The sequence below is a fragment of the Acinetobacter sp. Z1 genome, assembly GCF_024296945.1.
GTDB classification, from domain to species: domain Bacteria; phylum Pseudomonadota; class Gammaproteobacteria; order Pseudomonadales; family Moraxellaceae; genus Acinetobacter; species Acinetobacter beijerinckii.
The window spans coordinates 1,587,564-1,611,279 of record NZ_CP101115.1; the positions used below are offsets into that span (position 1 = coordinate 1,587,564).

Sequence of the window (23,716 nt, forward strand, 5' to 3'; positions counted from 1 at the left end):
TTTATGACTGATTTTTTATTAAGTTCAACTCCCGTTTTAGCTCCCATTATGTTGGTTGATTTGGATGATACTTTGTTCCAAACACATCGACGGATTACACCTCAACCTGACTTTAAAATGGCAACGACTGATAAAAATGGGCAGGCTTTGGCGTATATGAATCCTGTGCAACAACATTTTGTGCAGTGGTTATTACAAAGTACACATGTGATCCCTGTGACGGCGCGTAGTGCAGAAGCACTGTCTCGCGTCCATTTGCCATTTCAGTACGGTGCGGTATGTTCTCATGGTGGAACTGTTTTAAATGCCGATCTGTCAATTAACCAAGATTGGCATTCACAAATGCAGCAGGTTCTACTGCCTTACAAAGCACGATTGCAAGCTTTGATGCAAGTTATCCAACAAGCAGTTGATTTTGGCTCAATTCGGACATGGATCGTTGAAGAACAAGGTTTGGGGCTGTATCTTGTTGCCAAGCAAAATACTGAAAATGACAATCCGTATGCGCCGAATTTTTTACCAGAACTGTTGAATAGTTTGAGTGATGAATTATTAGATGGGTTTTATTTTCATTTGAATGGTAATAATTTGGCGTTTATCCCAAAACCTGTCAGTAAAGCCAATGCCGCAAAATTCTTATTACAGCAACTAGATGTGCCACAACGTAGTATTTTAGGTTTTGGTGATAGTTTATCTGATGTTGAATTTTTAAATTTATGCGATTGGTGGGGCATGCCGAATCATAGCCAATTGAATCGTTGGGTCAAACATAACTTGGCGCAACAATATGCACAAGAAGGGTATTATGGCGATTATCAATAAGCAACAAGCCAGTGAATTGATTTCAAAGCAAGGGTTTAGTGGTAGTTATTTACCTGAACAAGTAACGTTCTTATTGCGCCGCACCCATATTCAGGCAACGGATACTGTAGAGAAAGAACATTTAATTCAGTCTGGGCAAAAACACTATTCTCAAATGATTAGTCAGGAACATGCACCTTCTGAACGTCATTTAGTACTGTATGAAAATGCTTTGCAACAAGGGCAGCAACGTTTGGCGGAGAATGTACAACAATTGGCTCAAACATTGGTAACAGAATTTGTTGAGCCAATTGTATTAGTCAGTTTTGTTCGTGCAGGTGTGCCTTTAGGTGTGTTGCTTTATCATGCTTTACAAGATTTGGGTCGTCCTTGTATCCATTATGGGGTGAGTATTCTTCGTGATCGAGGAATTGATTTTGCAGCATTAGAAACCATTATTGCCAAGCATGGACATCAATCCATTGTGTTTGTAGATGGTTGGACAGGCAAAGGTGCAATTCGACAAGAATTACAGCGTAGCTTAGGAGATGATCCTCGTTTTGCCAATCGACCACTGCCATTAGTTGTATTAGCTGATATTGGGGGCTGTGCATGGTTGGCTGCAAGTGGTGATGATTGGTTGATTCCATCTGGGGTGTTGGGTTCAACGATTTCAGGGCTAATTTCACGAACGATTTGTGAAGGTGAACCACTCAAAGCTGAAGAGATTAATGCGCAAAATATTGACCAATGGCATAGTTGTATTGAATATACTCAGCTAGAAAAATTTGATCAATCACAACAATTTATTGAAAAAATTAATCAAATTCGCCGTCAATGTGCAGTTCAACCGAATGCTGTTTGGACAGAAACACAACGGCAAAAACAACAGCAACAAAGCCAGCAAGTGATTCAAGACTTGGCGCAGCAATATCAGATCACCAATTTAAATCGAATTAAGCCGAGTATTGCAGAGGCAACACGTGCAATTTTACGCCGTGTGCCTGATCTGGTGCTATTGCGAGATGCCGATGATGCTGACACTGCTTTATTACGCCATCTTACGGATATTACCCAGACACCAACCAAAGTCGTTGGTGATCAAATTGCACCCTATCGTGCCATTACATTAATTCAAAAATTAGGGAAAAATTAATATGTTATCTGCATTGTCATTGGGGGCAACATTATACATGCCAGCCACGCGACCAGATTTATGGCAGGTGGTGAATGGTGAAAAATATCCTGAATTACGTTCAGTTGTATTATGTTTAGAAGATGCCGTTGTCGAGCATGATGTTGAATTTGCAAAAGAGAATTTAAAAAAATTATTGCAACATTTACAACAGAATCAAAGAAACTTACAGCATCCACAGTTATTTATTCGTCCTCGTCATTTAGAAATGGCAGAAGAATTGATGCAGTGGGCAGAGATTCAGTTATTAGATGGTATGGTCTTGCCTAAATTTGGCTTATCTAATTTGAATCAATGGCATGCTATTTTATCATCTGATTTAAAACTGATGCCGACCTTAGAAACGCCTGATACATTTGATATGGGAGCGATGAAGGAATTAAGGCAAGCTTTACAACAACAGTTTCATCCTGTATTGGTCTTGCGGATAGGCGGTAATGATTTATTAAATTGTTTGGCATTACGTCGCCCAAATGATATGACTTTATATCAAACACCAATTGGGACTTTAATTTCAAATTTAGCTGGTCAGTTTTTGCCACATGGTTTTTCTTTAAGTGCGCCTGTATGTGAACACTTTAGCCAAGTTAAATTATTGCAAGATGAATTGTACTTAGATATTCAACATGGTTTATCTGGTAAAACCATTATTCATCCAGCACAGATTCCGATTGTGCATCAAGCTTTTCAAGTCAATGAAATTGAATTGAAACAAGCACAAGATATTTTAAATCAAGATGCACAGGCCGTTTTTGCATGTCATGGTTCTATGCTTGAACCTGCCACACATAAACATTGGGCAGAACGAATTTTGGAGCGAGCTAAAGTTTTTGGTTTAAAAATCTAGTATTCGTTGTGATATGAAAATAATTAAATTTCATTTAAAAGTAATTCAAATAAGATAAACGAGGGTATCGCAATGCAACAATTAATTACTGGGGCGAATTTAGCTTTAACACAGCCCCAGCTTCAAATAAAAATAAAGACGGCGATGCCCGAACAAATAAGTTTGGATATGAGTGCATATATTCTTAATGCCCAAGCTAAGGTGCGCGGTGATGCGGATATGATTTTTTATGGACAAAAGCAAACGCCAAATCGTAGTGTGGAATTGCTAGAATCCACGCATAAGACGCCTTACTTAGCCCAATTTAATGTCAATACCCAGTCATTAGAAGCTGAAATCAGCAAAGTTTCGTTTTGTGCTGCAATTGACGGTAACCTAACCATCAACGCAGTTCAGGATATTCAGATTGAGCTGTGGGAAAATGGTCAATTGTCTGCCACAGCAGATATTAAAAGTGCAGAAAAAACTGAAAAAGCCTTAATTTTGGCAGAAGTTTATCGCTATAAAGAATCTTGGAAATTCCGTTTTGTGAATCAGGGTTTTAATGGAGGATTAAAACCATTGTCAGAATACTTTGGTGTGGAGATTAGCGATACGCCACCTCCGATTCAACCATCACCTGTACCCGCAAAACCTGAAAAAGTTAGTTTAAGTAAGATTAGTTTAGATAAACAAAACAATAGGATTAACTTAACAAAAAAAGATCAAACTTTCGGTGAAATTAAAATTAATCTAAATTGGAACCAAAAAACTGCTACAAAACAAAAAAGTTTCTTTGACAAAATGCTGAATCAAGGCAAAAACATTGATCTTGATTTAGGGTGTCTGTTTGAAATGCAAGATGGAACAAAATCTGTGGTTCAGGCACTCGGTGATTGTTTTGGGAAATTCCAAACATTTCCATATATTCAGTTATCTGATGATGATCGTACTGGAGCATTGCAAACAGGGGAATGGCTGCGAATAAATGGGAAAAATTGGGATCAAATTCATCGGGTTGTGATTTTCGCTTTTATATATCAAGGTGTTCCAAACTGGGCTGAAACGGATGCTGTTGTGACCATATATGTTCCAGAACAACCGCCTATTGAAATTCGTTTGACTGAAGGGCAACCATTAGGTATGTGTGGAATCGTTGAATTGATGAATCAAAAGGGAAATATAGAAGTACGAAGACATGTTCAATATGTGAAAGGTCATAAAGAGTTAGATCAAGCCTTTAATTTTGGATTGCGTTGGGTTGCAGGTAGCAAATAAAATTAAAATTTAGCTTAATTTTATATTGAAAAATCCTTTAAAAATTAAGCTTATATTTTTTGTAGTGTAGAAACTAATTATAAACTTCAATCGAGGAGAATAGACAAAATGGCAATTAGTTTAAATAAAGGTGGAAATCTTTCCTTAAGTAAGACAGATCCAAACTTAGTTCGTATTTTAATTGGATTAGGCTGGGATGAGCGTGCCACTGACGGTGCCGCATTTGACTTGGATGCGAGTGCATTTTTATTAACTGCAACTGGTAAAGTTCGCGGTGATCATGATTTTATTTTTTATAATCAACTCAAATCACAAGATCATTCAGTTGAACATACAGGTGATAACCGTTCTGGGCAAGGTGATGGTGATGATGAAACCTTATTGGTTGATTTATCTAAAGTGTCTCCTGAGATTGAAAAAGTTGCGATTACAGTCACTATTCATGATGCTCAAACACGTGGACAAAACTTCGGTCAAATTGCCAATGCATTTATTCGTGTCGTAAATAAAGATACAAATGTGGAAGTTGTTCGATTTGATCTTGCAGAAGATTATTCAACAGAAACAGCAATGGTTTTCGGTGAAGTTTATCGTCATAACGGTGAATGGAAATTTAAAGCGGTTGGACAAGGTTATTCTGGTGGACTTGCTGCAATGTGCCAGCAATATGGAATCCAAGTCGGTTAATTTTAAAAATCATGATGATAAGATTCTTATCTAAAGAGGCACAATGAAACATTTTCGTTTCTCAATTATTTTCACTGTAATCTGCTTGGCGTTATCTGCTTGGTGGGGTTTTAGCCATGGACCGCAAGCAGGGATTCAATCTATGCTTCGGGTGTTGTTGATTACTGCAATCTTAGCAGTGATGGAGGTTTCTCTATCTTTTGATAATGCCGTGGTAAATGCATCGATTTTACGCCATTGGGACGAGTTCTGGAAAAAGATATTTTTAACTGTTGGTATTCTTATCGCTGTTTTTGGGATGCGTTTAATTTTCCCAATTGTGATTGTTGCAATCACTGCTGATATGGGAATGGTCGAAGTTGTAAAAATGGCTTTGAATGATCCAGTTCTGTATTCAGAAAAACTTCTAGCTCATCATGCTGAAATTGCTGCATTTGGTGGGATGTTTTTATTACTCGTATTTTTAAATTTCTTGTTCGATGATGGTAAAGACACCCATTGGTTCCATTGGTTAGAATCTAGACTAGCGAATCTCGCTAATGTTCCTGCAATGTCTGTATTTGTTGCCATGATTGCACTGCTGATTATGGTGAGTTTAGTTAGTGTAGAAACGAAACTCGTGGTGACTTTAGCTGGAATCTGGGGCATTGTTGTCTATGTAGGTGTTCAGGCGTTGGGGCATATACTTGAAAGCAGTCAAGCAGAAGAAACTGTAGACAATGAATCGAAAGCAACAGGCGCTTCAAGTACGATTGTAAAAGCTGGTATTGGTGGTTTTTTATATTTAGAAGTACTTGATGCTTCTTTCAGCTTTGATGGTGTAATTGGCGCATTTGCGATTACTACCGATGTTGTCATCATTATGCTTGGTTTGGCAATTGGAGCTATGTTTGTCCGTTCAATGACCATTTACTTAGTGGAAAAGGGTACCTTAGAAGCATTCATATATTTAGAACATGGTGCAATGTATGCTATTGGTATGCTTGCTGCAATCATGCTGTATACAGGTACAGGCGGTCACGTTCCTGAAGTTGTGACAGGATTAATTGGTGTTGCATTTATCATTTGGGCAGTTTTTTCATCGATTGCTTATGAAAAGCGACAATCAAAATCTTCATAAAATATATAGATATAGTAGATAAAATCTGTTATATCAAATAGCAAGTAATCATTTAATTCAATAGTAGAATAGGGAGTATATTTCATGGCAATTAGTCTAACCAAAGGTGGAAATGTTAGCTTAACTAAAGAAGCACCTGGAATCACCAAAACAACAGTTGGTTTGGGTTGGAATCCACGTGTAACTGATGGCCAAGCATTTGATTTGGATGCGATTGCATTTCTTGTCACTGAAAGCGGTAAAGTACGTGCTGACAATGATTTTATTTTCTTTAACAACTTAAAATCATCAGATGGTTCAGTTGTACATAATGGTGACAACCGTACTGGTGAAGGCGCTGGCGATGATGAGACACTAAGTGTTGATTTAACTAAAGTACCTGCTGATGTAGCAAAAATTATTTTTGCTGTAACGATTTATGATGGTCAAGGTCGTAATCAAAACTTTGGTCAAGTTGGCGATGCTTATATCCGCGTATTAAATGATGCAGGCGGTAGTGAAATTGCTCGTTATGATTTATCAGAAGACAGCAGTACAGAAACAGCGATGATCTTTGGTGAATTATATAAACATGGTAGCGAATGGAAATTCCGTGCTATTGGTCAAGGTTTTGCTGGTGGTTTAGGTCCTTTAGCAGCATCTTTTGGTGTGGCTGTATAATCATTAAATGATTTAGTGATAGATGATGGTACTCAAGTATCATCATCTTAAAATTTATATAAATATAAATGAAAAAATAGGCAATTTTAGAATATGCTGAGCTTAATTCGTGGGCAAAAAATTAAATTAGATGATCTTTTACAAGGACAAAATTCTTTTTATATTCACATTCAATATCAAGCCAATTTCACTTTAGATATCGCTAGTTTTGGCTTAGATCCACAATATAAATTAAGCGATGAGCGTTATATGACGTTCTATAATCAACCTAAAACACCATGCCAAGCGGTGCAACTGACAGACAATCAAGTCCAGTCTAGTCATTTTATGATTGATTTGGAAAAATTACCGCAAGTCATTCAACATTTGGTTATGACCGCAGCGATTGATGGTCAGGCAATAATGTCGCAAACACAACAGATCACAGTTCAAATCCTGAATTTACAGCAGCAGGTCGTGGCTGAGTTTAGGCTTGATGGTCATACGTTCGATCAGGAACGTGCAGCAATGCTGATCGAAATTTATCGCAAAGATAATATTTGGCGATTAGCTGCAAATGGACAGGGTTTTAGTGCGGGTTTAGACGCATTGATTCAATATTTTGGTGGTGAGGTAGCCGAAGAAGCTGCTCCACAAATATCATCAACACCACAGTCAAACATTAATTTAAAGAAAAAATTGTCTTTAGAAAAAGCAGAAAAAACAGGCAATGCTTCGATTATTGACCTGACCAAAAAATCAATGGTTCAGTTAGAAAAGAAAAATTTACTTGGCATAACAGCTCGTGTTGCTTTGGTTTTAGACGCATCTGGTTCAATGGATGGACAGTATCGCCGAGGTGATGTTCAGAAAGTGGTTAATCGCTTAATGCCTTTAGCGATTCACTTTGATGACGACGGCAGTTTCGAATCTTGGGCTTTCGCTGCAAAAACAACACAGCTAGATGAAGTCACAATAAGTAACGTGAACGATTTTATCAACACGACCCAACGAGGTTGGAAAAATTGGCAAGTTGGAGCTCGTTTTAATCAAGAGATTCCTGCGATTGAAGCGGTGATAGATTATTATCAAAAATTCAAAGATAAAATACCTACCTTTGTGCTCTTTATTTCGGATGGTGGCGTAGGTAGTCGAAGAGAGATGCAAAAAACATTAACCCAAGCTGCAAAGTTACCTATCTTTTGGCAGTTTGTGGGGATTGGTGGGCGAGATTATGGGGCTTTAGAAAAATTAGATGATTTAAAAGGTCGAATAGTTGATAACTGTAATTTTTTTAGTTTAGATCGAATTGATAGTGTTTCAGATGATCGTTTATATGAATTGCTTTTAGATGAATTTCCTGACTGGTTAAACGCTGCAAAGCAGCAACAAATTATTGAAAATTAAGGAGCAAATTATATGGCTCAATTTACTTTAGTTGGTTCACCTGAACCTTTTTTACATGTTTCAATGCGACGTGGCGATAAAATTTTTTGCGAAAGTAATGCAATGGTTATGCTTGAAGATTCTTTAGAGCTTAAAGGTCGTCTACAAGGGGGCTTGATGCAATCTTTATTACGTCGTTTTGCTAATGAAGAGTCCTTATTTCAACAGCATATTGAGGCTGTACGTGGAGATGGTGATTGCCTACTTTCAGCTACGCTTGATGGTGATATGCAAATCTTAGATGTTGGTGCAACACAGTATTTGCTGAGTGATGGGGCATTTGTTGCGGCACATGATTCAGTTGAAGTTAAGGCGAGATTGAATAGTAGCTTAGGTGGGGCTTTTTTTGGAAATACAGGTGGTTTTCTCGTCATGGAAACCAGTGGACAGGGTCAAGTTGTTGTTTCAGGTTGTGGAACTCTATTTGAGTTGGAAGTTGAACCGAATAAAGATGTGATTATTGATAATGGTCATGTTGTATGTTGGGATTCACGTCTAAATTATAATTTATCTCTTTCGACATCTCAAAATAGTGGATTCTTAGGCAATCTTGTTAATAGTGTCACCAGCGGAGAAGGGATGGTATTACGTTTCTCTGGTAAAGGAAAAGTCATTATTTGCTCTCGCAATCGAAATAATTTCCTTCAATGGCTAATGTCAAAGTTGGGTCGTAATAATACAAATTAATTAATCACTTTTATCATGTGTTATGGAGTATAAACAAAATGGCTATTAATTTAGAAAAAGGGCAAAAAATCAATTTGCAAAAAGCTGATGGTACTAGCTTACAGCAAATTTTCCTTGGTGTAGGTTGGGATGTTGCTAAAAGCAAAGGCTTTTTAGGTTTCGGTGGCGGTAGTGCAGATATTGATCTTGATGCCTCAGTTATAATGTTTGATGAGAATAAACAAGTTTTAGATGTTGTTTATTTTGGACAATTGCGTAGTAAGGATGGCAGTATTAACCATTCCGGCGATAATCTCACAGGAGCTGGTGATGGGGATGATGAAGTGATTCGCGTAAACCTAAATCAAGTGCCAAGCCAAGTGAAATCGTTAGTTTTTACAGTTAGCAGCTTTCGCGGTCAAACTTTCGAAAAAGTTGAAAATGCTTTCTGTCGTTTGGTTGATCAATCAACTAATCAACAAATTGCGAGTTATAAATTGTCTTCGCAAGGTGGGCATACAGGTCTAATTATTGCAAAGATCTATCGTCATAATGATGCTTGGAAAATGCATGCGATTGGTGAAAATGTTCACGGACGTACTTTCCAAGATATCGTACCTTATGTTTTACCTCATATTTAAATATTTAAATAATAAGACTCATGTTAATGCCTACAATTGTTAAAATATTGTAGGCATTTTTTTAATAACATTGAAATTGATATTGTTCTAAAATTTTCCTCATCTCATTAGGAATTGTAGTACTTTTTCGATTTTCACGATCTACAAAAACATGAACAAAATGTCCTTGTGCAGCGGCAGTTGCTTGCCCTTGCTTAAAAATAGCCAACTCATATCTCAGTGAAGAATTACCGATTTTACCAATCGCGACTCCAACCTCAATGATTTCAGGAAATGAAAGTTCTTGCAGAAAGCTACAAGCGGAATCGACGACTAAACCAATAATTTCACTTTGGTGAATATCAAAATTTGTCTTTTGGATCAGTAATGAATTCGCCGCTGTATCGAAATAACTATAATAAGTCACGTTGTTTACATGACCATAAATATCATTGTCAGCCCAACGTGTTTGAATTGGTAAAAAGAATTTAAATTGGTCACGGGTTTTTAAGGTTGGTTTGCTCATGAATAAATCGCCTGATAAATCTGTAAAGCATCTTTTTCAGTTATTTCCCTTGGATTATTTTGCAACAAGCGAGTTTGCAACATTGCATCACGAGCTAATTGAGGAAGTTTAGACTCAGCAATATCTAAATCCTTGAGTTTCAAAGTTAAACCACTTTGATCCAAATGATTTTGCATATGATCTATAAATAAATCACAGAGACCATCTGTACAGCCTGTACTTCTAGGATCTAATAATTGCATCAATTCCGCATAATAACGTTTTGCCTGAGGGGCGTTAAACTTCAAGACTTCCACAAGAACCAAAGCGTTGGTATGTCCATGAGACAGATGGAAGTGACCACCTAATGGATAAGCTAAGGCATGCACAGCACCAACTGGAGCATTAGCAAAGGCTTGTCCTGCAAGCATTGAACCGACCAACATATTTTGCCGGGCTTCAAGATCAGAACCATCTTTCAAAACTTTGGATAAATTATTGTTCAATAATTTCAGAGCATTTTTAGCCAGCATATCTGCATAAAAGTTCTTTTTTAAATTTGAAGTATAGGCTTCGATTGCATGTACCATTGCATCAATGCCTGTTGCAGCAGTGATATGTGCTGGTAATCCTTGAGTAAATGTTGCATCTAAAATGGCGACATCAGCATATAAAATTGGAGAAACAACTCCCATTTTAGTGGTAGCACCAGTGGTTACAATCGAAATGGGTGTCACTTCTGACCCTGTACCTGAAGTGGTGGGAATAAGAATTAAAGCTAAACGAGGAGCTTTTGCTTGGTTTACACCATATATTTCACTCAAATTTTGTTGTTGTTCTGGATGTGCGAGCAAAGCAATAATTTTTGCAACATCCATCGAACTACCACCACCAAAACCGATAATCACATCAATCTTTTCTTGTTTAGCGAAATCGACCGCTTCTAAAACAATATGTTCAGGAGGGTCGGCTTGTATATCTGAATAAATAATAGATTCAAGTCCAATTTGTTGAAAAATATCTAAGATAGGTTGATGTAATTGATGCTGAATCATCCCTGCATCAGTCACCAGTAGCGCTTTACAGTAGTTTTTTTCTGATAAAACGTTTTTAAGTTCTTGTATAGAACCTAACCCAGCAATAATGTTGGGAACGGTTTGAAATTGGAACGAGTTCATACATACTTCCTTATACTTTGTTTTGTGGGCGTATTACTCAGATAGATTACTAAATTTCTCAAACTCATTCCTTGTATTATCTAAAAATATTCTTTGTATAATTTGCAGATAAATGTAAACAAAACCTTATAAATACAACATTTTTATATCATGCTGCTATAGGCTTGATGGCTTAAATAAATTAACATAAGGCGTTCTAAAAAAGTAGTTTTGAGGTGTTTATGCCATCCAAGACGCCGTATAAGGTCTTGTGTGTATGTTTAGGAAATATTTGCCGTTCGCCAACTGCTGAGGCAATTCTGAGACATTATTGTGATGCGCATAATTTAAATGTGTTCGTAGATTCAGCTGGCACAAGTAACTATCATCCAAATAAAGCCCCAGATCCACGCAGCCAAAAACATGCAAGTAAACGTGGTTATGATTTATCAGAATTAAGAGCAAGACAAATCACCTTAGATGATTTTGTTCAGTTTGATTTGATTTTAGCGATGGATCATGAAAATTTTGATGATATTCAAGCGCTTTTATCCAAAGCAGCACAGCAATTTGGAGCGGGTCAAATTCGTGCAAAATTAGCCCTGATGAGTGAGCATGATTCTCGATTTAAGCAACAAGCCGTTCCAGATCCATATTATGGCGGAGCTGATGGTTTTGATCGTGTACTTGATCAATGCGAATCGAGTAGCGAAGCATGGGTTGAGATTTTAACAAAGCAAATAAAAGCAGATTTGTAGGATTAAATTTAATATGCACGTACAAACGCAGGTTCAACTTAAAAATTTAAATACGTTGAATCTTAGCGCCATCGCTTCACACTATGTCAAAATCAATCAACCGAGTGATGCAATTGATGCTTTAGCTTTTGCTAAAAAAAATGATCTGAATGTTCTGATTCTATCGGGTGGTAGTAATTTATTATTACCCGAACATATACATGCCTTAGTTATTCATTTAAATATTCAAGGTATTGATCGAATCGATGAAGATGAAAGCACGGTTACCGTTAAAGTAGGCGCTGGTCAAGTTTGGCATGATTTTGTCTTGTATAGCACGCAACAACATTGGTATGGTTTACAGAATCTTGCTCTTATCCCTGGTTTAGTGGGTGCTTCACCAGTACAAAATATTGGTGCTTATGGTGTTGAAGTAGGCGAGTTCATCGAATCAGTCCAAGTTTATGATCGTGAACTTCAACAATTTAGTTCTATCCTGAGTCAAGATTGTAATTTTGCATACAGACACAGTCGCTTTAAAGAACAACCAAACCGTTACATTATCTTAAGTGTTACATTCAAATTGCTTAAAAAAGCTGAATTAAAGTTGAGTTATGGTGATCTTCAACAGGCTATGGCCGATGAACTCACCGCTGAAAATTTGCAAAACCAAGTCATTCAAATTCGTCAAAGTAAACTGCCAAATCCAAAAGATTTTCCAAACGTTGGTAGCTTTTTCAAAAATCCAATTTTAACCCAAGCTGCATTTGACAAAATTTCTCAACAATTTCCTAACACTCCTCATTATCCTCAAGCAAATAGCGATGTTAAAGTGGCAGCAGGTTGGTTGATTGATCAAGCGGGTTGGAAAGGCAAGCAACTCGGCACGGTTGGAATGTTCCACAAACAAGCTTTAGTGTTAGTCAATTATGCCGATGCAACTTTGGCAGATGTCAAAAAGACATATCAAGCAGTACAATTTGATGTAAAACAAAAGTTTAGTATTCAGTTGGAACCTGAACCTGTGCTATACAGTGAACAGGGTTTAATTCAAGCTCATGGTGATTGAGGAGACTTATGGCTAAAGTGCATTGGATGGTCAGTTTAGTACGGGTAATAACGATATTATTCGTGCTGTTAGGCTGTTTTGTACTTTTTTTATATTCACCTTTTTATTCGCAAATGATTGTAAAAAGTTTAAACCACTTTGTTCCTGTCGATGTCAATGAGGTCGCGGCACAAAGTCAAAAACCTGCTGCATTAAGTGAGCATGAAACTTTAGAACCTGGTTCAAATTTATGGATTGCTCGGCAAGCCTATCTGAAATTAATGGAAAAAACCTTTCAGTCTGAAAAGCCTGAAGATTTAAATTTGATCCAAGCACGATATAAATTACTGCAAGAGTTGATCGTTCAAGAGCAAGACCAAGAAAACGAAGATCAAGAAAAACAGCCAAGCATTCCTTTGAGGGTTGAAAATTCTGAACAAGAGCAAGAAAGTTCGGCTAGCGCTGTAAGTGAACCGATTGAGTTTCTCAAATGGAATACTGCTGATAATCAGGCATTAATAGATAAGTATGTGGTTTTTTTGGAAACATATCCTATCGATTTATCTATAAACCAAGACGAAAAAGACGAGACCAATAAAGATTTAGCGGAACTCAAAAAAAATAAAGATCAGCTCAGCGAGCTACAAAATTTTTCTCAGCCAAATGCTATTGTAGTTCTTGGTGGCGGATTGAAGTTAGGGGAAAATGGCAAAGATATTGTGGTAAATAACTACACCCGATTGCGTCTTGAGAAAACCCTTCAGGTTGAGAAAAAATATGATTTACCGATTGTATTAAGTGGTGTAGAAGCTCCATATATGCAAGCTTGGTTAAAAGAACGAGGGATTGAAGCAAAATTGCTTGAAAATAGAAGCATGAATACCTGTGAGAATTCCCGATTTAGTTCTTTGTTACTGCAAAAGAAAGGTGGCGCGCCTACGGTTATCTTGATTACAGATGAGTATCATATGCCGCGTACCCGTCGTTTATTTGCATTGAATGGGATAGAAACAGTACCCGTTGTTGCACCTATGCCAACGACTTTAACGACTTGGCGACCAAGTGAACAAAATTATGATCATAGTCGTCGTGCAAACTATGAAATGCTTGCTACTATTCGTGATATGTTGTTTGGCTCAAGTGATTGTCGAGAGATACCATAATGTCCAATATTCCATTTTTAAATCCGACAATTTTAAAACAATTAGATTTACCTATTCCTAATCGAGAAACGACACCACAAGTTTTAGAACCACTTGATTTATCTAAATTAATAACTGAACCATCGAAACCACTTCAGGCATATCGAAAACTGTATGGTTTGCATTTGTTAGAGTGCGAGCATTGGCAAGGATATGTGGAAATGGCTTTATTCCGTTTACATGTACAAGTTTTTCAGCCAAAACAAGAAAAAATTCAAGGAACTGTTTGTTTATTACATGGCTATTTAGAGCATAGTGGTATTTATCAGCCCATTATTAAAGAAATTCTAGATCAAGGCTTTAGCGTCATTACTTATGATCTTCCTGGGCATGGATTAAGTAATGGCTCTTCAGCAAGTATCCAAAATTTTGATCATTATCAACAAGTGTTGCATGCAGTTTATGATGCAGTTCATGACGCAAAACAATTACCAAAACCTTGGTTAGGTATAGGGCAAAGTACGGGCGGTGCGATTTGGATGCATCATTTGCTAGAGTTTGCCGAACGAAGAGAAGATCCAATTGTTGATCGAGTGCTTCTTTTGTCTCCTTTAATTCGCCCGGCAAAAACTGCTTGGTGGCATAACTCAGTTGGGCTTGGCATTATCCGCAGAATTAAAAGTCAGGTACCGCGACATTTTCGTCGTAATAATCATAATCCAGAGTTTCTAAGATTCATTCGCTTAACAGATCCACTACAGCCTCGTATGATGGGAATGGACTGGATACTGGCGATGTCGAAATGGATGTTAGAGATGGAGCAACGACCAGCTTGTCGTATCCCAGTATGGCTAGCACAAGGTGCGCTCGATCAAACTGTTGATTGGCGCTATAACATTGAATATATTCGTCGTAAGTTTAGATTACAGACCTTGTTAATGTTAGAAGAGGGTTCTCACCAGCTCATTAATGAGCGTGCAGATATTCGCGCAGCATTAACAGGTTTAATTCCAGCTTTCTTACATGCCAAACCAAATCACCACTATTACTAGTGGTGATTTGATATTTAATCATAACAATTAGAATGTTTTAGCGTCTGCCAGTTTCCACATTCTGTAATAGAAGTTTTCTTCATCGTTTAATTCATTACTCAATAACTCATTTTCTTTTAAGAAGAAGTGAATTTGAGCATAGTTTTTGATTTCACGGTCATTCATACGTTGAGCTAAATGATGTGCTTTGATATCTGACGGATGCTTAAGACCTGCCGCCGCAATCATTTCAGACAAGGCATGTAAAGTATTCTTGTGAAAGTTAAAAACACGTTCCGCTTTATTGGGTACATTAATAGCTTTTTGGCGATCTTTATCTTGCGTTGCAACACCTACTGGACATTGGTTGGTATGACAGCTTTGTGCTTGAATACATCCAACAGCAAACATAAACCCACGTGCTGAATTGACCCAGTCCGCGCCTAATGCAAATGTACTTGCAATATCAAAGGCACTAATGATTTTTCCACTTGCTCCAATTTTAACTTGGCTACGTAAACCTGTACCGACTAAGGTATTGTGAACAAATCGTAATCCTTCTCGCAACGGTGTGCCAATATAGTCGCTAAACTCAATAGGCGCTGCACCAGTGCCACCTTCAGAACCATCAATTACCACAAAGTCTGGAACAATTTTAGTTTCTAGCATGGCTTTTACAATACTCATAAATTGCCAAGGTTGACCAATACATAGTTTAAATCCGACTGGCTTACCTCCAGAAAGTTCTCTAAGCTTCTGAATAAAATACATCATTTCAATAGGGGTGTTAAAACTTGGATGCTTAGCAGGAGAAATACAATCATGGTCTCTTGAAACGCCACGGATTTGGGCGATTTCTTCGGTAATTTTGTGCTTTGGTAAGATTCCGCCATGTCCCGGTTTTGCCCCTTGAGACAGTTTAAGCTCAATCATTTTAATTTTTGGATTTTTAGCTTGTAGAGCGAATTTTTCAGGATCAAATAATCCTTCTGCTGTACGGCAGCCAAAGTAACCACTCGCAATTTGCCAAACGATATCACCGCCATTTTCTAAGTGATAAGGGCTAAGACTTCCTTCACCAGTGTCATGATAAAAATTACCTAAATGAGCACCTTTATTTAAAGCCCGAATGGCATTAGCACTCAAACTACCAAAGCTCATTGCGGAAATGTTCATAATTGATGCGCTATAAGGTTGGCTACATTGACTATTTCCAATAAGCACTCGAAATGTATTTGGATCAGCAGGTGGACAAGGTGCGATAGAGTGAACAATGAAACGATAGTTAGGCTCATAAACATCTACAATAGAACCAAAAGGTTTATCCGCATTTTCATTTTTAGCACGTTGATAGACCAAGCTGCGTTGCATGCGAGAGAACGGTAAAGCATCTTGATCTGATTCGATAAAATATTGCCTAATTTCTGGACGAACATCCTCGAAAATAAAGCGGAAATGTCCCAGAATTGGATAATTTCTTAGAATTGCATGCTTCTTTTGTAAGAGGTCGTGTAAACCAACCACACTGAGTAAACTGGTCACGAGCCACAATCCATTCAATAAAGTATCTGAAATAAAATAATAAATTGAATGTGGTGTATAAGTGAACTTAAACCAGGTAATAGTTAATGCGGTAAAAATACAAAGAAACCAAACAGAATGTCTTGAAAAGAAAGTGTTAAGTAATTTATGTCTTATCGCTTGTGCTGGGCTAGCCATAGACAATTTTTTCCTATAATTAAGCAGTATCCAAACCATGCCAAGAACCAAACTGATCTACAAGTAACGAATTGTTAGACTTGATAATTATTCTCTTTTTAAAGTAAAAAATGTCCTATTTATTCATTATTACTCATTTTGACTTTTGTCGGATTTTGATATGGAATTTATCATTTTAAGACCTTATTCTAATGAAATATCAATTAAATTTGAGTCGGTATAAAATTTAATAATTACATAATGCATAATTAAATTATGTATTGCATAAATTATTTCTTTCTTGTAGCATGGGTATATGGTTGAGAGCTAATACAGAGAAAGGTATTTCTCAAAGAACTGTTGGCTTAGTTATGGAAAGAAAAAGTGTAACAAGGACGCTTTTAGTAGATGTATAAAACGCCTTTTACCTTTTCTATTAAGCTGTGTTGTTATGGTTTATGCATGAGTTAAATGCTTATGCATAAAACATTGGGCGCAGAATTAAAACGGATGAATTTATCTAAATAAGGGAAACTAGATGGACATTTTAGATAACCCATTAGAACTATGTGGTTTTGCTTTTATTGAATTTGTTTCGACGGAAAATGGATTAGATCAAATTTTTGAGACGATTGGTTTTTCCAAAGTTGCAAAACATAAATCTAAAAAAGTTTATTTATGGCGACAAGGTAACATCAATATTATCTTGAATTATCAGCCTGAATCTTATGCTTCATTCTTCTTCAAAGAACATGGTCCTTCAGCTTGTGCGATGGGTTTTAGAACTCGCGATGCAGCAAAAGCATTTAAAAATGCAATTGAACTTGGTGCAGAGCCAATGTACACCCAAGCGGGTCCAATGGAGTTAAATATTCCTGCAATTAAAGGAATTGGTGGTATGCCAATTTTCCTTGTAGATCGGAATATTTATGAAAATGATTTTATTTTCTTTGATGATGTAGATAAAAATCCAAAAGGAGCAGGTTTAAATGAAATTGATCATTTAACGCACAATGTATATAAAGGCCGTATGGATTATTGGGCAAATTTCTACGAGAAAATTTTTAATTTCCAAGAAATTCGCTATTTCGATATTAAAGGTGAATACACAGGTTTAACCTCTAAAGCACTTACAGCACCTGACGGTATGATTCGTATTCCATTAAATGAAGATTCTGATAAAGGGAATGGACAAATTGCAGAATTCTTAGCTGATTTTAATGGTGAAGGGATTCAGCATATTGCATTTATCACTGATGATTTAATTTCAACTTGGGATAAGTTAAAGGGCTTAGGTCTTGAGTTTATGACACCTCCGCCTGAAACATACTATGAAATGCTAAAAGAGCGTTTACCAGAGCATGGGGAGCCAACAGAAGAACTGCAAAAACGCGGTATCTTACTGGATGGAAATACCAAAGAAGGTGAGAAAAAATTGTTATTACAGATTTTCTCGCAAAACATGCTTGGACCAGTTTTCTTTGAGTTTATTCAACGGAAAGATGATGATGGTTTTGGTGAAGGTAACTTCAAAGCATTATTTGAATCTATTGAGCGCGATCAAATCCGTCGTGGTGTATTAGAAGCAAAATAATAAAAGTTATTGGAAAACAAAAAGCCAAGATAAAATTCTTGGCTTTTTTATCGTTAATCATTATCGAGTTTGAATATATTGATTGATCAGAGCAACCTCCTGTTTAAATAATTCCAGTTTTTCACTGCCTTTGTGAACAGGTAAAAACATTTCACTATCTAAAGCCACGATACAGAACTCCATCGAACGATGTGCATTAAAAATAGGTAAGCCAACCGCATTTATACCTACTAGTAAATCACCTTGAGCGATTGCCATACCTCGTTCTAAAGTATTTTCTTTTAACGCTAGAAAATCATTCCAGTTTTTAGGCTTAACTGAATACCCATTCTGAGACGCTTTATCCCACTCGTTTTGCATCATCGGCTTAATAACAGTTTCGGGAAGGTAAGACGCAAAAACACGACCTGCTGCTGAGTTGACCAAAGGCATGATTGAACCGACTTTAGTCACAATAGAAATAGGATGATTGGATTCTATTGATTGCACAACCAATGGACCTTGTGGCGACCATTTACTGATTTGAATGCCACAGCCAATTTTGCTTTGCAGGTCATAAATTAAATGTTGAACGAGCTGCAACACATCAGTATGTTGAATACAGCTTAAACCTAAACGCCAAGCTTGATCACCTAAGGCATATTGACCAGCTTCAAGTTGTTTTGCATAGTTCATTCTGATGAGACTTACCAAATATCGATGCACTTTAGCTGGGTGCATATCTAGCTTGCTCGATAAATCTTTAAGAATAATCGGCTTATTATGTTCTAAAAGCGCATTGAGTACAGCTAAACCCACCTCAAGAGATTGAACTCCACCAGATAACTTTTCTTCAATCATTCAATAACCCTTAGTTTGCTATTTTCAAGCCGTATACATTTACTATCAGTAGATCGATCCATTTCGATCACATCATGCCTGAGTGATCAGTAAAATAGAAATCATCTTTTTGAATGATATAAATAGGTGAATTGTATAAGCATATCGCTATTCATCTATTTAGTTTTATCACATAAAAAATAGAATGTTTAAATTAAAACAATAAAAATCGGTATTGATGTCAGGGGACTTCAATACCGATTCAATAAGACATCGACTAATGAGCTTAGAGTTATGCTCCTAGCTCATCCTCATGTAAGAAATGTGTGTGGTGTGGTGCGCGTTTGGTACGACTCCATTCATCTAACATTTCAAGTTTCATTTCTTCGGTAATACGCGCAATTTTTGCATCGGCATGACGATCGTTATAGGTCAATTCTAAACGATGTCCATTTGGATCAAAGAAGTAAATTGAGTGGAAGATACCATGATTGGTGACACCCAAAACTTTCACGCCTTGAGATTCAAGATGTTCCTTAGCAATCATCAAAGTTGCTTGATCTTCCACTTCAAAGGCAATATGTTGTACCCATTGCGGAGTATTTTCATCACGACCCATTTCAGGTTGAGTAGGAAGCTCGAAAAATGCCAAGACATTTCCTTGACCAGCATCAAGAAACAAATGCATATAAGGATCAAATGCTTTAGTTGAGGGTACGTGATCTTCTGCAAACGCCAAAATGAAATCCATGTTTAGCATTTGTTTATACCATTCTACGGTTTCCTTCGCATCTTTACAGCGATATGCTACATGATGAATTTTTTTAATTGCAAAGCTCATAGAAAACTCCTTTTATCTTATTCCCAATCTGGTTGTTGTTCTGGAACAGCATGTAAAAATGCAGGAATGGTTAAACAGTGTTGATAGATAGATTCAATTTTGGGAAAAGGACTCAAATCAACTTTAAAACGTTTCGCGTTATAGACTTGAGGGATTAAACAACAATCTGCAAAAGTGGGTTGCGTTCCAAAGCAAAACTGCCCATTTGAATGCTCTAATTGTGCTTCGAGACTTTTAAAGCCTTCGACAATCCAGTGTTGATACCAATATTTCTTTTGTTCATCATTTAACGAAAGATCGTTTTGTAAATATTTCAAAACTCTTAAGTTATTTATTGGATGAATATCACAGGCAATCGATTGAGCAAAAGCACGAACTTTGGCGCGTTCTATAACGTCTTTTGGTAGTAAAGGTTGAGTTGGATATTGCTCTTCCAAATATTCCAAAATACTGATGGATTGTGAAAATCTATAAGCACCATCAATAAGCGTGGGTACCAGTTGACTTGGATTGATCACTCTGTAACTTTCGAGCAACTGTTCATTTTTTACTAAATGAACAGGTTCGGTTTCATAGCTCAATTTTTTAAGATTTAATGCGATTCGGACGCGGTACGCAGCAGAGCTACGAAAGTAACTATACAGTTTCATACTGTTCAACCTCAGTTTCATTGAAGTCAAATGTATGTGCAGAAAGAATGGTATTTTCAACTTGCCCGAAACCAATACGGATACCATCTTTTTCACAATAGCCTTTCATGATGACGCGATCACCATCTTCTAAAAAGCCACGTTTTTCACCGTTTGAAAGTGTGAGCGGTTTTGTCGTATTCCATGTTAATTCAAGTAGGCTACCGTAAGAATTTTCAGCAGAACCAGAAATTGTGCCTGAACCCATTAGATCGCCAACTTGTACATTACAACCAGCAATAGTGTGATGTGTAAGTTGTTGAGCCATAGACCAATACATATATTTGAAATTGGTTTCACAAATGACATCTGTTTGTTCTGAATCAGGTGTTTGCACTTCGACACTCAGATGAATGTCATAACTATTTGCAATATTTTCTTGTAAATAATGAAGAGGTTTTGGATGTTGTTCAGGCCCTTTAACTTTGAAAGGCTCTAGTGCATCCATTGTCACTACCCATGGAGAAATCGCGCTCGCAAAGGTTTTTGCATTAAAAGGACCTAATGGAACATATTCCCACTGTTGAATATCACGTGCAGACCAGTCGTTGAGTAAAACCATTCCGAAAATATGATCCCACGCATTATTAATCGAAATTGGTTGACCTAGCTGAGTTGGCTTTCCAACAATAAATGCTGTTTCTAATTCAAAATCGAGCTTACGTGTTGCTGAAAACACAGGGCGCTCATCATTTGGAAGTTTAATTTGACCTGATGGGCGAACAATATCAGTTCCACTTACAATCACCGAACTTGCACGACCATTGTAGCCAACAGGTAGCTCACTCCAGTTTGGCAATAATGCATTTTTAGGATCTCTAAACATGGTACCAACATTGGTTGCATGCTCTTTAGATGAATAGAAATCGGTATAGCCCGACACTTGAATTGGTAGGTGTAAAGTTACGTTATTTTTTGCGAATAAAACACGATTACGCAAATCACTATTTTCTTGAAGAATAGGATTATCTACTGAAAGTAAACTCTGAATTGTTTTGCGAACATGTTGCCAATTCTGTTTACCAGATTCGATAAATTGATTCAGTGTTGGTTGATTGAAATAGTTTACATTTCCTTCAAGACTCAAAAGACCTTCAGACTCTAACAGGGCAAGATCAAGTACCCATTCACCAATTGCAATGCCAACTTTCTTGGTGCTTTGAGGCTCTTCGCTAAAAATGCCATAAGGTAAATTATGTATTGTGAAATCTGATTGTGGGTCAATTTCAAGAAAAGATGTTAATTGATTTGCCATGATTTGCTTTCCTTGTCTCTAATTTTTTAAAAAACCGATCTAAATAATTTTTCTCAACTGTTTAATTTATTGAAAGTCCTAAATATATTTTTATTTAAGACTTTGAGCCATACAGTGAGCAGTGAAAAAATGATGCTTTATGATTTCTATCATACTTAAATAATTTAATTATGCAATACGTAATTAAATTACATTATTCATAATAATTGTTATTTGTTGAATTTTCTGTTTATATGCGCGGTTACGAGAAAAGTAAATTAATTATTTTTCTTTCAACGCTAGATATTCTTGATTAATTTATGATATACGTAATTTAGTACAAAAAAATTACGCGACAAGGATGAGAATAATCATATGTCAAAACAACAGCAAGGAAACCTGCAACACGGTTTAAGCAATCGGCACATCCAGCTTATCGCGCTAGGTGGTGCGATTGGTACAGGACTATTTCTTGGTATTTCGCAATCAATCAAACTTGCGGGACCGTCCGTTATTTTAGGATATGCAATTGCTGGATTAATTGCGTTTCTAATGATGCGGCAGTTAGGTGAAATGGTAGTACAAGAGCCTGTCAGTGGTTCTTTTAGTCACTTTGCCTATAAATACTGGGGGGCATTTGCGGGCTTCATGTCAGGCTGGAATTATTGGGTACTCAATATTTTAGTCTGTATGGCAGAATTGAGTGCAATTGGACTCTATATTCAGTATTGGTGGCCAGAAATACCAACATGGGCTTCAGCCTTGGCTTTCTTTTTATTGATTAACGGTATCAACTTATTACATGTAAAGCTTTTTGGTGAAATGGAATTTTGGTTCTCTATCATCAAAATTTTAGCAATCTTGGCAATGATTGGGTTTGGTTCATATCTACTTGCAACAGGCACTGCTGGACCACAAGCCAGTATTAGTAACCTTTGGGCATTAGGTGGATTCTTTCCATTTGGTGTAGAAGGTCTCGTTATGGCGATGGCTGTGATTATTTTCGCATTTGGCGGAATTGAACTATTTGGTATTACGGCTGCTGAAGCACGTGATCCTGACAAAACTTTACCTAAAGCCGTTAACCAAATTATTTATCGTATTTTGATTTTCTATATCGCAACATTGTTTATTTTGTTTGCTTTATTCCCTTGGAATCAAATGGCAAATGGCGGTAGTCCTTTTGTTATGGTATTTGCTTCACTCGATAGTCATGGTGTGGCAACGATGTTGAACTTTGTTATTTTGACTGCTGCTGTTTCAGTTTATAACGGGACAAGTTATTGTAGTAGCCGCATGTTATTAGGTTTGGCACAACAAGGCAATGCACCTAAATTTCTTGAAAAAATCAATAAAAATGGTATTCCTACAAATGCGGTTTTAGTGTCAGCATTCGTGACCGTTCTGTGTGTGTTGCTAAATTATGCATTTCCAGAAAAAGCATTTGGTTTACTGATGATGTTGGTTGTTGGAGCCATTGTAATTAACTGGATCGTTATTTCTTGGACTCATTTAAAGTTCAGAAAAGCAATGCAGGCACAAGGGCAGAGCACTAAATTTCCAAGTATCGCTTATCCATTTAGTAATTATCTTTGCATCATTTTTATGCTTGGTATTCTTGTTGTGATGTCACTCACTCCAGATATGCGTATCGCCGTGATGATGATTCCAGCATGGATTCTTTGTTTAATGCTGGCATATTACTTAAAGCAGCGTAGGTTGAGAAACGCACAGCCAAGTGTCGCATATAATGCCGATGTGTAAATTTTAAATAAATATTGTAGTAGATGAATAGGGGCTGAATTTTCAGCCCTTTTTTTATAACCAAAACAAGCAGTCATTTCAAAAACAAAGTATAAATAGCAAATTAAAGTGTTAAATCAGTTAAAATTAAACACGAACAACAAGGCAGATCATTTGTTGTTAATTTTATTTTTTTAATA

Annotated in this window: 23 protein-coding genes; 16 read left to right on the plus strand and 7 right to left on the minus strand. The window is 36.9% G+C overall.

The genetic code is table 11. The features are described 5' to 3' along the window. Positions 1-3: 3 nt before the first annotated feature. The 10 genes from NGC85_RS07375 to NGC85_RS07420 all read left to right on the plus strand — a co-directional run bounded on the left by NGC85_RS07375 (position 4) and on the right by NGC85_RS07420 (position 9,299). On the plus strand, positions 4-822 hold the full coding sequence (locus NGC85_RS07375; protein WP_254805386.1) for an HAD hydrolase family protein: 819 nt from the start codon (positions 4-6) through the stop codon (positions 820-822). Further along, the gene (stiP, locus tag NGC85_RS07380; RefSeq protein ID WP_254805387.1) at positions 806-1,957 is read left to right on the plus strand and encodes a cysteine protease StiP; all 1,152 of its coding nucleotides are present in this window, start codon (positions 806-808) and stop codon (positions 1,955-1,957) included. Before NGC85_RS07375 ends, stiP begins: the two co-directional genes overlap by 17 nt. Before the next feature lies 1 nt (position 1,958). Continuing rightward, positions 1,959-2,843, plus strand: a complete 885-nt coding sequence (locus tag NGC85_RS07385) for an HpcH/HpaI aldolase/citrate lyase family protein (protein WP_005054286.1) — start codon at positions 1,959-1,961, stop codon at positions 2,841-2,843. A gap of 72 nt (positions 2,844-2,915) precedes the next feature. Next, on the plus strand, positions 2,916-4,100 hold the full coding sequence (locus NGC85_RS07390) for a TerD family protein (protein WP_254805388.1): 1,185 nt from the start codon (positions 2,916-2,918) through the stop codon (positions 4,098-4,100). Between the two features lie 108 nt (positions 4,101-4,208). Continuing rightward, positions 4,209-4,787, plus strand: a complete 579-nt coding sequence (locus tag NGC85_RS07395) for a TerD family protein (protein WP_005054284.1) — start codon at positions 4,209-4,211, stop codon at positions 4,785-4,787. Positions 4,788-4,830: 43 nt separating this feature from the next. Beyond that, the gene (locus tag NGC85_RS07400) at positions 4,831-5,907 is read left to right on the plus strand and encodes a DUF475 domain-containing protein (protein WP_254805389.1); all 1,077 of its coding nucleotides are present in this window, start codon (positions 4,831-4,833) and stop codon (positions 5,905-5,907) included. Between the two features lie 84 nt (positions 5,908-5,991). Continuing rightward, positions 5,992-6,567 (plus strand): TerD family protein, encoded by a 576-nt coding sequence (locus NGC85_RS07405; protein ID WP_005054281.1) that lies wholly within the window; start codon positions 5,992-5,994, stop codon positions 6,565-6,567. Between the two features lie 93 nt (positions 6,568-6,660). Then, a complete protein-coding gene (locus NGC85_RS07410) occupies positions 6,661-7,953 on the plus strand; it encodes a VWA domain-containing protein (protein ID WP_254805390.1) in 1,293 nt (430 codons plus the stop codon). Positions 7,954-7,965: 12 nt separating this feature from the next. Next, on the plus strand, positions 7,966-8,679 hold the full coding sequence (locus tag NGC85_RS07415) for a TIGR00266 family protein (protein WP_169110762.1): 714 nt from the start codon (positions 7,966-7,968) through the stop codon (positions 8,677-8,679). Between the two features lie 38 nt (positions 8,680-8,717). Next, a complete protein-coding gene (locus NGC85_RS07420) occupies positions 8,718-9,299 on the plus strand; it encodes a TerD family protein (protein WP_005061978.1) in 582 nt (193 codons plus the stop codon). 61 nt (positions 9,300-9,360) lie between these two features. On the opposite strand, the gene NGC85_RS07425 is transcribed toward NGC85_RS07420, so the two are convergent. Then, positions 9,361-9,804, minus strand: a complete 444-nt coding sequence (locus NGC85_RS07425; RefSeq protein ID WP_254805391.1) for a thioesterase family protein — start codon at positions 9,802-9,804, stop codon at positions 9,361-9,363. Continuing rightward, entirely contained in the window at positions 9,801-10,961 is a 1,161-nt protein-coding gene (locus NGC85_RS07430) for an iron-containing alcohol dehydrogenase (RefSeq protein WP_254805392.1), read from the minus strand. Before NGC85_RS07430 ends, NGC85_RS07425 begins: the two co-directional genes overlap by 4 nt. Before the next feature lie 221 nt (positions 10,962-11,182). On the opposite strand from NGC85_RS07430, the gene NGC85_RS07435 reads away from it, so the two are divergent. Genes NGC85_RS07435 through NGC85_RS07450 form a run of 4 tightly spaced genes read left to right on the plus strand, consistent with a single transcriptional unit; the run spans position 11,183 to position 14,919 of the window. Further along, positions 11,183-11,698, plus strand: coding sequence for a low molecular weight protein-tyrosine-phosphatase (locus NGC85_RS07435; RefSeq protein WP_005054275.1), 516 nt, complete (start codon positions 11,183-11,185; stop codon positions 11,696-11,698). A 13-nt stretch (positions 11,699-11,711) separates the two neighbouring features. Beyond that, positions 11,712-12,746 (plus strand): UDP-N-acetylmuramate dehydrogenase, encoded by a 1,035-nt coding sequence (murB, locus tag NGC85_RS07440; RefSeq protein WP_254805393.1) that lies wholly within the window; start codon positions 11,712-11,714, stop codon positions 12,744-12,746. A gap of 8 nt (positions 12,747-12,754) precedes the next feature. Then, the gene (locus NGC85_RS07445; RefSeq protein WP_169110752.1) at positions 12,755-13,888 is read left to right on the plus strand and encodes a YdcF family protein; all 1,134 of its coding nucleotides are present in this window, start codon (positions 12,755-12,757) and stop codon (positions 13,886-13,888) included. Next, the gene (locus tag NGC85_RS07450; RefSeq protein WP_254805394.1) at positions 13,888-14,919 is read left to right on the plus strand and encodes an alpha/beta hydrolase; all 1,032 of its coding nucleotides are present in this window, start codon (positions 13,888-13,890) and stop codon (positions 14,917-14,919) included. The genes NGC85_RS07445 and NGC85_RS07450 overlap by 1 nt, the downstream gene beginning before the upstream one ends. A 27-nt stretch (positions 14,920-14,946) precedes the next feature. Here the strand turns inward: NGC85_RS07450 and NGC85_RS07455 are convergent, their stop codons facing one another. Beyond that, positions 14,947-16,617 carry an FMN-binding glutamate synthase family protein gene (locus NGC85_RS07455; protein ID WP_254805395.1) on the minus strand — a complete coding sequence of 557 codons (1,671 nt, stop codon included), beginning with the start codon at positions 16,615-16,617 and terminating at the stop codon, positions 14,947-14,949. 517 nt (positions 16,618-17,134) lie between these two features. On the opposite strand from NGC85_RS07455, the gene hppD reads away from it, so the two are divergent. Further along, on the plus strand, positions 17,135-18,190 hold the full coding sequence (gene hppD / locus NGC85_RS07460) for a 4-hydroxyphenylpyruvate dioxygenase (protein ID WP_254805396.1): 1,056 nt from the start codon (positions 17,135-17,137) through the stop codon (positions 18,188-18,190). Positions 18,191-18,250: 60 nt separating this feature from the next. Here the strand turns inward: hppD and NGC85_RS07465 are convergent, their stop codons facing one another. The 4 genes from NGC85_RS07465 to fahA form a co-directional block, all read right to left on the minus strand. Further along, positions 18,251-19,030: an IclR family transcriptional regulator gene (locus tag NGC85_RS07465; RefSeq protein WP_254805397.1), complete on the minus strand. Its 780-nt coding sequence runs from the start codon at positions 19,028-19,030 to the stop codon at positions 18,251-18,253. A gap of 271 nt (positions 19,031-19,301) precedes the next feature. Further along, entirely contained in the window at positions 19,302-19,850 is a 549-nt protein-coding gene (locus NGC85_RS07470) for a VOC family protein (protein ID WP_005061957.1), read from the minus strand. 17 nt (positions 19,851-19,867) lie between these two features. Beyond that, entirely contained in the window at positions 19,868-20,500 is a 633-nt protein-coding gene (gene maiA, locus NGC85_RS07475) for a maleylacetoacetate isomerase (protein ID WP_254805398.1), read from the minus strand. Continuing rightward, complete coding sequence (fahA, locus tag NGC85_RS07480; RefSeq protein ID WP_254805399.1) at positions 20,487-21,794, minus strand: fumarylacetoacetase; 1,308 nt, start codon at positions 21,792-21,794, stop codon at positions 20,487-20,489. The genes maiA and fahA overlap by 14 nt, the downstream gene beginning before the upstream one ends. A gap of 354 nt (positions 21,795-22,148) precedes the next feature. Between fahA and NGC85_RS07485 the strand changes: the two genes are divergently transcribed. Further along, positions 22,149-23,537, plus strand: a complete 1,389-nt coding sequence (locus NGC85_RS07485) for an amino acid permease (RefSeq protein ID WP_254805400.1) — start codon at positions 22,149-22,151, stop codon at positions 23,535-23,537. Positions 23,538-23,716 lie beyond the last annotated feature (179 nt).

What these genes read in the sequence shown, in the direction of transcription:
- NGC85_RS07375 (WP_254805386.1), top strand. Translation starts at nt 4, where the DNA reads ATGACTGATTTTTTATTAAGTTCAACTCCCGTTTTAGCTCCCATTATG.
- stiP (WP_254805387.1), top strand. Translation starts at nt 806, where the DNA reads ATGGCGATTATCAATAAGCAACAAGCCAGTGAATTGATTTCAAAGCAA.
- NGC85_RS07385 (WP_005054286.1), top strand. Translation starts at nt 1,959, where the DNA reads ATGTTATCTGCATTGTCATTGGGGGCAACATTATACATGCCAGCCACG.
- NGC85_RS07390 (WP_254805388.1), top strand. Translation starts at nt 2,916, where the DNA reads ATGCAACAATTAATTACTGGGGCGAATTTAGCTTTAACACAGCCCCAG.
- NGC85_RS07395 (WP_005054284.1), top strand. Translation starts at nt 4,209, where the DNA reads ATGGCAATTAGTTTAAATAAAGGTGGAAATCTTTCCTTAAGTAAGACA.
- NGC85_RS07400 (WP_254805389.1), top strand. Translation starts at nt 4,831, where the DNA reads ATGAAACATTTTCGTTTCTCAATTATTTTCACTGTAATCTGCTTGGCG.
- NGC85_RS07405 (WP_005054281.1), top strand. Translation starts at nt 5,992, where the DNA reads ATGGCAATTAGTCTAACCAAAGGTGGAAATGTTAGCTTAACTAAAGAA.
- NGC85_RS07410 (WP_254805390.1), top strand. Translation starts at nt 6,661, where the DNA reads ATGCTGAGCTTAATTCGTGGGCAAAAAATTAAATTAGATGATCTTTTA.
- NGC85_RS07415 (WP_169110762.1), top strand. Translation starts at nt 7,966, where the DNA reads ATGGCTCAATTTACTTTAGTTGGTTCACCTGAACCTTTTTTACATGTT.
- NGC85_RS07420 (WP_005061978.1), top strand. Translation starts at nt 8,718, where the DNA reads ATGGCTATTAATTTAGAAAAAGGGCAAAAAATCAATTTGCAAAAAGCT.
- NGC85_RS07425 (WP_254805391.1), bottom strand. Translation starts at nt 9,804, where the DNA reads ATGAGCAAACCAACCTTAAAAACCCGTGACCAATTTAAATTCTTTTTA.
- NGC85_RS07430 (WP_254805392.1), bottom strand. Translation starts at nt 10,961, where the DNA reads ATGAACTCGTTCCAATTTCAAACCGTTCCCAACATTATTGCTGGGTTA.
- NGC85_RS07435 (WP_005054275.1), top strand. Translation starts at nt 11,183, where the DNA reads ATGCCATCCAAGACGCCGTATAAGGTCTTGTGTGTATGTTTAGGAAAT.
- murB (WP_254805393.1), top strand. Translation starts at nt 11,712, where the DNA reads ATGCACGTACAAACGCAGGTTCAACTTAAAAATTTAAATACGTTGAAT.
- NGC85_RS07445 (WP_169110752.1), top strand. Translation starts at nt 12,755, where the DNA reads ATGGCTAAAGTGCATTGGATGGTCAGTTTAGTACGGGTAATAACGATA.
- NGC85_RS07450 (WP_254805394.1), top strand. Translation starts at nt 13,888, where the DNA reads ATGTCCAATATTCCATTTTTAAATCCGACAATTTTAAAACAATTAGAT.
- NGC85_RS07455 (WP_254805395.1), bottom strand. Translation starts at nt 16,617, where the DNA reads ATGGCTAGCCCAGCACAAGCGATAAGACATAAATTACTTAACACTTTC.
- hppD (WP_254805396.1), top strand. Translation starts at nt 17,135, where the DNA reads ATGGACATTTTAGATAACCCATTAGAACTATGTGGTTTTGCTTTTATT.
- NGC85_RS07465 (WP_254805397.1), bottom strand. Translation starts at nt 19,030, where the DNA reads ATGATTGAAGAAAAGTTATCTGGTGGAGTTCAATCTCTTGAGGTGGGT.
- NGC85_RS07470 (WP_005061957.1), bottom strand. Translation starts at nt 19,850, where the DNA reads ATGAGCTTTGCAATTAAAAAAATTCATCATGTAGCATATCGCTGTAAA.
- maiA (WP_254805398.1), bottom strand. Translation starts at nt 20,500, where the DNA reads ATGAAACTGTATAGTTACTTTCGTAGCTCTGCTGCGTACCGCGTCCGA.
- fahA (WP_254805399.1), bottom strand. Translation starts at nt 21,794, where the DNA reads ATGGCAAATCAATTAACATCTTTTCTTGAAATTGACCCACAATCAGAT.
- NGC85_RS07485 (WP_254805400.1), top strand. Translation starts at nt 22,149, where the DNA reads ATGTCAAAACAACAGCAAGGAAACCTGCAACACGGTTTAAGCAATCGG.